This window comes from bacterium, assembly GCA_035454885.1.
GTDB lineage: Bacteria > UBA10199 > UBA10199 > JACPAL01.
The window spans coordinates 41,577-54,005 of sequence record DATIGE010000054.1 but is presented as its reverse complement, the minus strand read 5'-3'; the positions used below and the strand labels follow the sequence as shown (position 1 = coordinate 54,005).

Below are 12,429 nucleotides of genomic sequence, written 5' to 3'. Positions count from 1 at the left end.
GATCGATCACGGGCACCAGGAGATGGCACGCCGCCAGGGACCACAAGAGACCGTTGGTCCGGAACAGCCCGAACTGGACGTATCCGGCCCCCGCCGCGACGAGGGCCGAAAAAAGGATGCGGCCCGCGCGCGAGTCCGGCGTGCTCTTCGGGTCCGAGATCATATGGTAGGCGAAGAGCAGGATGATACCGCTTTGCATCCGGTGCCAGGGGATCGTCATGGGCTCGCCCATCCATAGCGAACGGCCGAAGAGAATGGCCGCCCAGAACGCGAGGAAGGCGAGCGTGATGTCACTGCGGCGCGATTTGTACACGACCAAACTGCCCATCCCCACCATGCAAAAGGCCGCGACCATCGCGTTGCCCCACTGGCCGGCCGAAACCCAGATGTCGTCCGGGAAGAAGATCAGCATGAAGACGACGCTGAAGTTCGTGGGATTGAACAAGTGCTTCCCCTTCCATCTCAGCGTGAACTTGGACAGAATCGTGATGACGGCGGCAAGAACGACCAACTCCCAACGATTCGTCCGGAGGAAAAGGCTCAAGGAAAACCCGGAAATCAGGGCGCTTCGAAAATCGAACGCGGGGAGTTTCCACACCTGGGTGCAGGCGTATTGGGTCAAGAGGGTCGATCCCACGATCAACACGACCCGCTCCCAGGTCATGTCGAAGCGCAGGACGAAGATGCCGTAGCCAAGGAGAATCCCCAGGACCGTGATTTGGTAATACCGGGGATCAAGACGCGAGGTCACGTTTCACTCCTTAAAGAATATTCGACTGAATCGCACCCGTTAGGGTGTGATGGTTTTTTAGCACGGGTCTTAAGAAACCGCTGTAAATGCTTCGTAAAATCAAACCCTCACCGTCACCGCGAGAACGAACAGGGCCGCGTCATAGAGAGGGAGGCCCCGCCAGGGGTTTCAGAATCATCACAAAAATGTGCATGATTGACGCTTCTTACCGATCCGACTAAAATACGTCAGTGAATCCGGCCAAACTCAAGGCAGACCGTCTGATCGGCTCCGGGGCCGCCGGTTCCATCTACCTCGCGCACGATACCGCAACTTCCCAAAAATTCGCTCTCAAAGTTCTCAAAGACCTCTCCCCCCTTTCCGTCGCCAACTTCGAGCGGGAGGCCCTGTTCCTCTCCAAGCTCCGGCATCCGGGCCTGGTCGCCGTCTACGGTTTTTCCAAGACCGGGGAAGGCATCGCGGGCATCGAACCCGGCCCCTGCTATTGGATGGTCTGGGTCGACGGCACCTCCTTGACCGAAGTGGCGAGGCAGGCCAACCCGGAGCAAGTGACCTCATGGCTTCGCGAGTGCCTTGAGGCCCTCGACTACCTGCATACCCAGGGCGTCCTGCATGGAGACTTGAAGCCCGGCAACATCCTGGTCGACCGGGAGAACCATGTGCGCCTCGTCGACTTCGGCCTCGCCTCGCTGACGACGGAAGGCGCGACGCCGGGGAAAATCAAGGGGTCCCTCCCCTACCTCGCGCCGGAGTCACTCCAAGGCGAGCGTCTGCCGGCGAGCGACCTGTACGCGCTCGGAACCGTCTTTTACGAGATCCTCGCGCGGCAGCATCCAAGGCCGGACGCCCAGGGTCTCTCGCAACTCTTTTCGCCGGCCTTCCAACGGTTGGAAACACGCGGGCTCAATCTTCCGTCCCGTACCGCACGGATCATCGACCGGATGATCGAGACGGACCGCTCCGCGCGCTTCAAGTCCGCGCGGGACGTCTTGGACGCGCTTGGCGCCGACAAGCCCCTGGCCGCCGATGCGCCGCGCGAAGGCGGCGAGCCCTTTCGCTTGACCGGCCGGGACGCGGAATGGGCGGCGGCCGTCGCGTTCCTCGAAGGGCATCGAAACGGCATCCTCATCGCGCGCGGCGTCACGGGCACCGGAAAGACGCGTTTCGCGCGCGAGCTCACCTTTCACGCCGCGCTCCGGGGTCTCAGGGCCGAATCGCGCGAGGTCCAAGAAACCCTTTCCCCGTCCGAACGCCGCGATCTCTTCCGCCATTTGGATGACGCGGCCGCGGACGGTCTTCTCGTCTTGGAGGCGAACGACGACCGGCTCGCCCCCGAGACCGCCGCGTTTCTCGGCGACTTGGCCCGCGAGGAGGGCGTCCTCCAAATCGTCCTCTCGCCCGAGGGCTTTCTCGACCCGGCCCGGCGCGAAGGCTCCGAGTCCCTCCTCAGGAAGCGCGTCGAAAAGCTCTCCAAGACCGACGCTCAAGTCTGGGAGGCCCTCACCGCAGCGGGCGAGAATGCGCCGCCCTCCGGAATCGCCTTCGTGACGGGACTCACGCCCGTCGCCGTCGCGGAATCGCTCTTTCGACTGAGCGCCGCTGGTCTTCGGCATGTCACAGCCAAACACCTGTCGGCGAATCCCGATGTCCACAGGCGTTGGATCGCCTACTGGGAGCCGATGGGCGACGTGGAAGCCCTCGCGCACCACGCCCTCCACGTCGCCTCCCATCCCAAACGCCACGCATGGGTCTTGGAAGCGGCGGAGGCCCTGGAGCGGCGCGGGGCGGCCGAGCGCGCGATCCGTCTCTATGAAGTCGCGCTCTCCTTGAGTCCGCCTCCGAGCGAGCGCGAACCGCTCCTGAGAGGGCTGGCCAACGCCTACGGGACGAAGGGCGCTTGGAGCGAGCAGCTCCGGGTCCTCCAGGAATGGTTTGCCGATTTTCCGGACGATCCCGAGGGCCTGAACCCCGTCAAGTTTCACCTGGCCTCGGCCGTGGCCCTCCGGAACCTGGGCGACAACGCCAAGGCCCGCCGTCACTTGGAGCTTTGCCTGACAAACGGGCGGCCCGAGCAAGCCTCCCACCGGCCGAGGCTGGCCCGCGCCCACGCCCTCCTGGGGGTCCTCGATTTGTCCGAGAGGCAATGGGAGGGCAGCCGCCGCCGCTTCGAATCCTCGCGCGCCCTCCTCCTCGACCCGAGCGAACAGAAGGCCGAGGTCTTCTTGAACGAGGCCCGACTCGATGCCGACCTCGGCAACTGGAACAAGGCCCTTCAGGCCCTGGACGAGAGCGAGGCCGTCGCCTGGGCGGTCAACTCCCACGCCTCCGTCTTTGCCGCCGTCCTCGAAAGGGGGAACCTGGCAGTGAAGCTGGGCCGCCTGGACGATGCCGAGGCCGCTTACGCCCGGGCGCTGGAGATCGCCTCCGATCCCAAGGACGAGGCCCTCCTCGCGCGCGTGCACCAGAACCGGGGCGTCTTGGATTTGCGCCGCGCGGGCCTCGCCACGGCCCTGGAGGAGTTCGCGGCCGCGCGCCGTCTCCTCCTCTTTTTTGGGACGCCGGCCGAGCGGGCCTCAAACCACCTTGAGCACGCCCTCGCCCAGGCGGAGGTCGGCCACTTCAACGAGGCCCGCGCCCTGATCGATCAAGCCAATGCCCTCAGCGACGCCCCGGAAGTGCGGGCCTCGCGGGGGGAAATCGAAGGGGAGATCGAGCGACTTGAGTCGGGCGAGATCTCCGGAAACCCGGATCAAGCGCGCGACCGTCTCCTCGCGATTCACCAGAAACTCCCCGACGCCCTCAAGATCAGCTTCGAAGACCGGCCCGATTACCAAAAACTCGTTTTGCACAAGGAGACATCCATGGACATCTTGAACCAACTGAACGCCATCATGCGCGACCTGCTCACCTCCACGGAGGTGGACGACATCCTCTCCCGCATCTTGGAGGGCGCCATGCAGCTCTCCGGCGCCGAGCGGGGATTCCTGGTCACGCGCGACGAGCAGGTGCGGGCTTCCAGGAATCTCTCGAAGGAATTCCTCAAGGGAAACGAGTTCCGCCTGAGCCTTTCGGCCGTGCGCAAGGCCATGGAGGGAGGCGAGGCCGTCGTCACCGACAACGCGGCCCTGGACCCGCGCTTCAAGAACGCGGCCAGCATCCAGGAGCTGGAGCTCAAGGCCATCTGCGCCCTCCCCCTCAAGACGGCGGAGGGCGCCATCGGGGTCCTCTACCTGGACCACCGCTACCAACCCCTCGTCTTCCGGGACGACGACGTGAAGCTCCTCCAAATGTTCGCGGACCAGGCGGCGCTGGCGTTTCAGAAGGCCAAGACCATCGAGGACATGAAGGACGAGATCGTGACGCTGAAGAAGGAGGTTGAGGAGCAGCGGCTCCAGCTGACCCACGAATACGCCGAAGTCGTCGGCCAGTCCCGCCCCATGATGGAGGTCCTCTCCTTGGTCGACCGCCTGGTTGATTCGTCGATCCCCGTCTGGATCTACGGCGAATCGGGCACCGGCAAGGAGATGATCGCCCGCGCCCTGCACTTCAAGGGTCCGCGCGCCAAGAAGCCCTTCGTCTCCGAGAACTGTTCGAGCCTGCCGGAGACCCTCCTCGAGAGCGAACTCTTCGGCCACAAGAAGGGCTCGTTCACCCACGCCGACCGGGACAAGAAGGGCCTCCTCCACCACGCGGACGGCGGCACGGTCTTTTTGGACGAGATCGCGGACATGAGCCCGGCGCTCCAGGCCAAGATGCTGCGCTTCCTGCAGGAGGGGGAGATCCGGCCTGTCGGCTCCAACGAGGTCATCCGGGTGGACGTGCGCGTCGTGTCCGCCTCCAACAAGGACCTAAACGAGCTGGTTCGCCAGGGGAAATTCCGTGAAGACCTCTTCTACCGTTTAAACGGCATGACGGTGACGCTGCCGCCGCTCCGGGAACGCGTCGAGGACGTCCCCATCCTGGTCCAACACTTCCTGAAGAGGCTTGCGCTCGCGGAAAAGAAGGAACCCTTGGAGATCGCGCCCGAGGCCCTGGATCTCCTGACGGAATACAGCTGGCCCGGCAACGTCCGCGAACTGGAGAACACGATCCGCAGCGCCTCGCTCTTCCACTACAAGGGCAAGCTCCTGCCCAAGTCCTTCCACTTCAAGAAGGTCCTGTTCGGCGGGGAGGCGGTGTCCGTTCTTCATGCCCCGGAGCCCGCCAAGTCCGCCAAGCCGAAAGGGAAAGAGTTCGATGAGAAGAGCCTCCTCCTCAAGGCGTTGAAGGAGAACGGCTTCCACAAGGGCGAGGCCGCCGAGGCCTTGGGGATTTCGCGCCGCTATCTCTACACGCAGATGGAGAAGTATGGGATTCCGACCAAGCGGGTGTCGATGAAGGCGTACGTGGAGAAGGAGCTGAGTTAGACGGGCTCCGCCATCTGGAGCCATTCAATCGTCCCGCCCTGGATGACTGCCCCGGAGGGGATTTCCGTCAATGCGAGCTCGTTCATTTTTTGTCGGATGTCCTCCCGGTCGAGGACCTCGACCAAGGTGCGGACCCGGTCGTAGGCGCCTTGGGGGGTGACAAACTCGAGGATGAGGGCGGCGGTTTGCATGGTTGTGGGCCCTTCGGTTACGACCTCTCGGGCATATGTTCACGTAATCTCGCCAAATCGCCCTCCGAGAGCCGTCCCGTCCTTTCCAACTCGTGGGTCACCATATTCTCGGCGTAGGTATCGCCCGTCTCCGGATCGGCATAAAGCCCCCCTCCCAAATCGGCCAGGTGTTCTCTTCCGGGTTCCCGAGACATCCTGACGGACGGAGGAGGCGGATCAGCTTCAGCGGGTTCCTCAACAACGGCCGTCGTGGTCGACCCGACTTCCACAGGAGGTCCCGGCGGCAGAGGCGCGCTGCGCCTTCTTCCTCCCGCTCCGTGCCCGCGCGGCCTGGCCTCCGCAACGGGTTCGGCCGCCGGAGGCGGCGCAGATTCCGTGTGTGTTTCCGTCGGCGTCTCGGTCGATCCCGTCGATGTTTCCGTGGGTGTCTCGGCCGTCGAAGTCGACGGGGGTACGGAGGACGTCGAAGCGGTTTCTGCGGGCGCTTCCGCGGCCGGAGGGGGATTGGCCGGGGCCGCCGCGGCCGTTCCGCCGTTGCCCGAGGCCGCCGCGCCGATGGCCGCCGTCGATTGCGCCAAGGCGGCAAGGCTCTGGCCCACCATCGCCGCCGTCTGGGCGTCCTGGGCCGAGGTATCGGGAGGCGGAGGCGGCGGCTCGTAGTGCCCCGTCTCCTCCCGGTGCGCCATCATCGCCGTCAACAGGGCCATCAACTGCCCGCCCGTCTCCGGCGGTCTCGAGAGCCCCCCCATCATCCCCGAAAGCGCGGCGTCCTCCATCGCAAAACGAGCATCCAGACTACCGAGGACCGGATCCTCGTCAAACGAGGCGACGTAAGATGTCTCACCGATGGGGGGCATATCCGATCTCCTTGTTGTCTCTGAAGGAGCAAGGTTTGTGCCAGTGGGTAACTTTTATAACTGCCTAATATTGCTATATATTATTGCAGCTCCGTGAAATGATCCTGGGACATAAGAATCCTATAATTCTCAACTTTGTGAACACAGATTCCAGTTAGAATCGCTCCGAAACGATCCGGGCTTTGCGGCGATAAGGGGCCATTCCGAGATCAGAGCAGGTCTATGACGGGTCCCTTTTCACTTTCGGTCGGCGCCTCTCTCGCGACGGTCTCACAGACCCTGACGCGCCTCGCGAATGCGGCCGACTACATGGCGCACCTCGTTTCGGAGGAAAACGTCCTCCCGCGTGCCGACCTGTGGCAGGAGGCCGTGCGCGACGGCGACACGGAACGGCTGATCCAAGACGTCCGTATCCACGACGCCCTTCCGATCCGCCACCTGGATGACGAATCGCTCGAACTCCTGACGAACCTCGCCTTCAGCGACCCCCAGCTCCGTGCGGAACTCCAGACGAATGCGGAGCGTCTCGAGCGGTCGATCGGCGTCGCGCTTCCCTTGAGAATGAGCGTCTTCGCCGGAACTCCGCCCTCGGGGCTGCCGGATCGCGGCATCGCCCTCTTTCTCGGGGCGCGCGAGGAAGCGGCGGTTCCCGCTCGGTCCGCGCTCCAGCTGTTTACGGTGACGCCTCCACCCGCCTCCGAAGACGAAACGCTGCGGATCAGTACTCCCCGCAAGTTGAAGGGGCGCGGCCGATCGGCGGCCGTTCAAGAGCATTTCGCCAGGAAGGACATCGAAACGATCGCCGCCCGCGACCTGCGCGGTGCCCGCGTGACGCCACTCTCGGCGCCCCTAGAGGTCGCCTTGCAAGAGAATCTGACCCGCATCGGCCGCTTCACATTCCTGGGACTCAATCGGGCGCTGACGGGCGACGGGAGGGAACGGCTCCTGACGTCGATCGAGCGCTACCGGAGCCAGGTCGACGTCTTGGTCTTGGGGGGCCTGTCCGCGGCGGAGCCCTCGTTCGCGGACGCCGCCCTCGTGACGCTCAAACCGAGACTCGCCCTTCTGCCGGTCGCGGCGGCGGCGGCCGTTCACACCTTTGGCTACACCACCGTTTTTCCCGTCACGACCTCCTCACCCGCGACCCTGGAACTCCATCCCCTCCTGAACACGATCTCCGTCGAAAGCGTGCACGCGTCCAAGTCGCTTCCCCTGAAAAGGCAGGACCGGATTCTCGACATTCTGGAGCAGATCCGTCCGGATGTGACGCGCGAGCTGGTGAGATCCGTTTACGGCGAGATGACGGCGACCGAAATCGGAGAACGCTCGAAGGGCGCATGGCGCTGGGCGCGATTGACGATGAACGGCGTGGTCCCGATGGCGCTTCGCTATCTCCTCCTTCTCGATTTCGATCCCAACCGTTTTGCGCACGTCCCAGAGCGCGAAGTCGCCCTGATGCGGGTGATCGACGAGATGACCGACCCACTGGGTTTCCGGGACACGGTCCCCGACCACGTCTGGGCGCTCAAAGAGATCCTTCTCCGCTCCGGCCTTCTCGAGCCGCGCGGCTGATCCTCGGACCGACGATCGCGGCGGCTTCCCCCGCCGTGAATCCGCGCTGAGCAAAGAGGCCTTCGATGTCGGCCTGGCTCCAGCCCCTCGCGATCAAGTGATCGGTCAGATTTTCCAAGGAATCCCGATCGTACGAGCGCAAGGCGTCGCCGAGCTCGCTGATGGCGGCTGGCTGCGCGTCCAGCCAATCCGTCAGGTCGGCGATTCTTTCGGCGGGCAGATCCAATCCGCGGGAGATGCGAAGGTCAAATCCGCGCCCGTCGGCCAACGTGACGCGATAGGCCCCGTCTCCGGCACCGTCGACCGTAAGCCCGTCCTGGGCGGCGATCCGGTCGATGACCAGGCTTTCGGCGGCCGTGTCCGGAACGGAAATCTCGACGCCGGCTTCCAGGCTTTCGGGCCGGATCATCCAAAGGACGCCGCGATCCGCGCGCAGGATTCTCTGAGCCTCGACGACGGCGGATTCGAGCGGGAACAGGTCGGTCATCGTCCGGTGACGGCTTCGGGAACGCGCCTGGTCGATGTTCCCTCTCCAATCGACCGACAATTCCTCGAACCGGCGCGAGACGTCTCCCAAGAGCTCGCCGCGAAGCGAAGCGACGCGGACGCGGTCACCGCGGGCCTCCGCCTCCCGGAGCTCCCCTTCCATCCTTTCCATCCTCTCCCGAAGCCCCGCCACGTCGCGGCGCACTTGCGAGACCCAGTCGCGATAAACCTCGGCGCGGGGATCGATCTCGGAGGACCCCGCGTGCCAGGCGTCCATTTCCGCCAGAAAACGGCTCGTCGCGTCGGCGTCCAATGCGTTCAGCTCGGCATCCAAGGATGCGACGCGCTCGCGAAGGGCGGCGATCGCGGTATCCGTCTCCGCGGCGCGCGCTTCGAGGGCTCTGAGGGCGGCTTCGAGATCCACGTCCCCGCTTTCACGTCGCGCCGCGGGCCGGCGGGTCGATCGCTCTTCGGACGGAGGCACGGTCGGACGCTCGACGACCTCGGGTGCCACATCCCTGACGACCACGATTCTGCGCGCGGCGACCGCGTCGACGACGGTATCGCCGCCCGCCGCTCGGGCTTCTCGATACGACCGGATCGGCTCCAGTTCCGCCAGGAGCGGCGTGATGTCTTCGTAGCGCGTCGGGGAGCCATCTGGGGCGGTCACGGGCCGCCGGTAAGCCGCGGGAAGATTGCCCAAGGTACTCCCGTACTCGACGGGTTTGGACGTGAGGATGCCGGAGTCGATCGCGACGTCGTAAGTGCCGAAGTCCGTGATCTGCGCCTCGGCGTAGCGGATTCCCTGGATCCACACGCGGTCGCCGGAGGCCTCCGCCATCGTCCACACCACCTCGCGGCCGTTCAGCGTCGCGGGGTATTCGCGATAAACGGTCTCACCCAAGAGCGTGTGCGAGCCCGAGTATTCGCGGATCGGAACCGCCGCAAAGTCGGGCACGAAGCCTTCCGGAAGCGGCAGCGTACTCAAGTCGGAGATCGACGGGGCCACGCGCGAGACGATGCCCCAAGTGGTCGGATCCATCCCCGCGGGGACGTCTCCATCCCTCCAAAACATCTCGCGGCCGGGAACGAATCGCTGCGCGGCCTCGAGGCCGGGGGCCAGGCTCAGCCTCTGCTGGTCTGCGAAACGGCCGACGAGGCTTACGCCCCGGTCGCCGTTCAGGGGGCTTTCGAAATTGATCAGCATGTTCAAAGCATCTTCCGGCAGGGAGACGGCGGGCTCGCCTTCTAAAGCCTCCAGACGCCGGGTGAGCTCGGGGGCCAGTTGGGTCTCCTGAGTGTAATGACCGCGTGCATCACCGATGCGGAGCCTCCCTTTCACGAGATGGTCCCCCATGCGGACGGGGGTGACGCGCCAGCCGCCGTCGGAATTTGAGCGGTAGAAGATCACCTCGCGGAGGCGGACGCCACCGCCTTCCAATATGGGAACGACGCCCAAGGCGTAGCTACGCGGCCCGTCGGGACCTTCGGTACGGATAACCGGCCCCAGATAAAAGGTGCGGTCGCCGGCCCGGACCGACGTGGTCGGCCGAAGACGCGGATTGCCCAGGATCGCGTCGACCACCGGGGTCCGCGCGTAGTCGCCCGACGCGAAATCGGCCATCAAGGTGTCGTGGCCGCGCGTGGCGGAGAAGACGTGCAGATGTTGCGAGAGGTCGCGGTACGAGCCGGGAACGCCCCCGGAGAGAGGGCCGCCGCCCCGGCGTCCGCCGCCGGCGCCGGAGACGAAGCCGATCCCGCCCATGCCGACGCCGGGGATGGGAAGGAACCGGACCAAGTCACGCGCCCATGACAGATCCACGCGGCGTCCGCCGCGATCCGAGGGGCGCCCGGCGCGCCAGGCGGACTCGTGCTCGGCGCTTCGCAGCGCGATCTCCTCCCTCAACCTCTCGAACCGGCCGCCCGAAATGCGGTTCCCGAGCCAACTGGCGAAACGAACCCTTCCGTCGGCGGCGGTGGCATCCAACAATCTTTCGCCGATGCCGGCATCGCGAGCGTCCCGGAAACCGACACCTTCGTTGACGTAGTCCGAAGCGACGAACGAGCCGACGCCGGCGCCCCAACGCACCGGGGCGGCGGCTCCGCGCGTGGCCCGGCCGCTGAAGTGGCACAGGCTGAACATGACGACGTTCGCGCCGAATTCCCGGGCGAAGCTCTCGACCGTCAAGCCATCCAGGCTCCTACGCCGGGCCGCGTCGATCAGCAACGTGCCCGGGGTCAGGATTCCCGCCATCGTCCCTTCACGTACCGCCCAGCTTGCCGCGCCCCGTGCCAAGGGCGAAAGTCCGCGGGCGAAACGTGTGGTGCTGAAGAGCGACTCCGCCTCGACGGACAGGCCTTCGGACGCGATGAGCAGCGCGAACTCCGCCGTGCCGGGGAGATCGTCCTCAATGCTGCCGCCGGTTCCGGAAAATCCCGCCGTCATCGTCGACAGGAAATGTCCCGCCGATTCCAGGAGACCGATGCCGGTCATGGAGAGCCAGTCGCCGACGAAGTTGGCTCCCGAACGGCTCAAGGTCTCCCGGGAGGTGTGGTATTCGATCCGGCGGAAATATTCCTCGGAGTGATGTCCCAGCTCGGCATCGTTTCGAAAGACCTCCGCCACGATTCCGGCGGCGGTGTAGTCCGAGTCGTCCATGTAGCCGTCGGCCATTGTTAGAATCCGGAATTGATATTCCTCCCGGTCCAATCGCGGATCGGAGATCGCCTCCAAATTTCGGCCGTATGGAGTGTCGAAGAGGAAACTCGCGACGCTGGGAAATTCCGGTGCCTCGGCGCTCAAAGCGGCCCACAGATTGGGGGTCTCTCCGGAGAGGGCGGCGTCCGCGGCGCTTTGAAGAGCCTGTCCCAGTTCCGTCCGCACGCCTTCGGCATCAATCCCGCCGGCGAAGGAATGGGTTTGAGCGTAGAGATTGATGTAGCCCTGGAAAAGCTGAAGGTTCTGGATGACACGGGCGCGGCGTTCTCCTTCGTGGATCACTTCGAGGAGGGCCTCGGTGGTTTCGGATTCGGGCAATGACGAGACGGCCTCCTCCGCCTGAACGAAGTCCCCCTGATTGAGAAGCCTCATGGCGCGGGCCAGCACGCCGCGATGGCGGCTTTCGGGATCCGCGCTGTTTTCCCCCACGAAGCTGACGCGCACGAAGACGCGGTTGGCTTCTTCCGTCATGCCGGCTTCCTGGTACCCGCCCGCAACGGCGAGCAATCCGTCCAAGAAAGCGGCTTCGTCCTCGCGCGGGAGACCGTCGATGGCGCTTTGGGCCGCCGTGAGGACCTCCGTGACTCGATCGTTCAAACCCAACGAAGCGAAACACCGGGCGGACTCGAGATAACCGGTCAGACGGTCCTCCCCCGCATCCTGTTCGGCGAATTCAAAAAGCGCCCGGCCCATCTCATGGGTGGACAGAAAGTTTGTGACCGTCTCCGGGCTTAGCGTCAGGAGAAACTCGGTGTCGTCCTCGTCGATGGCCGCGTTCAAACGGGTCTCGAAGTCTTCGACGGTTTCGCAGTCGGAGGACGCCGTCACGACCTCCACCAACCGGGCGGCGGAGCCGCGCATGCGGTCGGTGACCTGCGTGTCATTCAGGGTCGCCGCAGGCGGCCGCCCCGATCCTTCCGAAAATCGAATCGAAGCCGCGCGAACCGCACTCCAACTCCGGAGGACGGCAACATGGCGGTCGCGAAGCTCTTCCTCCGATAGTCCATCGGTGGGAAATGATTCGACCTCTTGGGCCAGACATTCCAATTGCTCCAGGCTGGCGTTGGCTTCCTCCGTCCGATCTTCGGGCAAGGCCTCGAAGCGTCCGAGCTCCTCGTCAAAGGCTCGTAGCACCTCCGCGGGATCCGCCGCTGGGCTATCCGTCAGCGCGGGTCTCGTTCCAACAAACTCCGCCGTAAAGAATCGGCAGGTGAGGAGAGGATGACCGACGGCCGGGCGTGTGGAGGCATCCGGCACGATGATCGTGGCGCCGGAGGTGAACGTGTCGGAGGACGTGGAGGTGCCCGTCCGGCCGTCGGTCAATGGCAGGCTTGCAGTTTCGGCTGGCGATTCGTCGACGCGGCGGACTTCCGTCCCCGCGAGCATGGCCCAGAATCGTGTTCCTTCCAAACCCATCTTGTCCCCCGATGGAGATTGGAAAAAGCAA

General features: G+C 64.8%; 6 protein-coding genes. 2 read left to right on the top strand and 4 right to left on the bottom strand.

Annotated elements, in window-relative coordinates; translation table 11 throughout:
• Window positions 1-751 (bottom strand): RnfABCDGE type electron transport complex subunit D (locus VLJ37_09620; GenBank protein HSA59927.1); only part of this gene is annotated, 751 nt, incomplete at its 3' end.
• Window positions 752-981: 230 nt separating this feature from the next.
• Between VLJ37_09620 and VLJ37_09615 the strand changes: the two genes are divergently transcribed.
• On the top strand, window positions 982-5,157 hold the full coding sequence (locus VLJ37_09615; protein HSA59926.1) for a sigma 54-interacting transcriptional regulator: 4,176 nt from the start codon (window positions 982-984) through the stop codon (window positions 5,155-5,157).
• Here VLJ37_09615 and VLJ37_09610 read toward each other — a convergent pair.
• A complete protein-coding gene (locus VLJ37_09610) occupies window positions 5,154-5,348 on the bottom strand; it encodes a hypothetical protein (GenBank protein HSA59925.1) in 195 nt (64 codons plus the stop codon). The two genes, VLJ37_09615 and VLJ37_09610, sit on opposite strands and share 4 nt — an antisense overlap.
• Window positions 5,349-5,365: 17 nt before the next feature.
• Window positions 5,366-6,205 (bottom strand): hypothetical protein, encoded by an 840-nt coding sequence (locus tag VLJ37_09605; protein HSA59924.1) that lies wholly within the window; start codon window positions 6,203-6,205, stop codon window positions 5,366-5,368.
• A gap of 222 nt (window positions 6,206-6,427) precedes the next feature.
• Between VLJ37_09605 and VLJ37_09600 the strand changes: the two genes are divergently transcribed.
• On the top strand, window positions 6,428-7,777 hold the full coding sequence (locus VLJ37_09600) for a hypothetical protein (protein ID HSA59923.1): 1,350 nt from the start codon (window positions 6,428-6,430) through the stop codon (window positions 7,775-7,777).
• On the opposite strand, the gene VLJ37_09595 is transcribed toward VLJ37_09600, so the two are convergent.
• Complete coding sequence (locus VLJ37_09595; GenBank protein HSA59922.1) at window positions 7,731-12,398, bottom strand: hypothetical protein; 4,668 nt, start codon at window positions 12,396-12,398, stop codon at window positions 7,731-7,733. The genes VLJ37_09600 and VLJ37_09595 overlap by 47 nt on opposite strands.
• Between the last annotated feature and the right edge of the window lie 31 nt (window positions 12,399-12,429).

Excerpts from the sequence above, each read along its gene's own strand:
- VLJ37_09595 (HSA59922.1), bottom strand. The coding sequence starts at position 12,398 with ATGGGTTTGGAAGGAACACGATTCTGGGCCATGCTCGCGGGGACGGAA.
- VLJ37_09600 (HSA59923.1), top strand. The coding sequence starts at position 6,428 with ATGACGGGTCCCTTTTCACTTTCGGTCGGCGCCTCTCTCGCGACGGTC.
- VLJ37_09610 (HSA59925.1), bottom strand. The coding sequence starts at position 5,348 with ATGCAAACCGCCGCCCTCATCCTCGAGTTTGTCACCCCCCAAGGCGCC.
- VLJ37_09605 (HSA59924.1), bottom strand. The coding sequence starts at position 6,205 with ATGCCCCCCATCGGTGAGACATCTTACGTCGCCTCGTTTGACGAGGAT.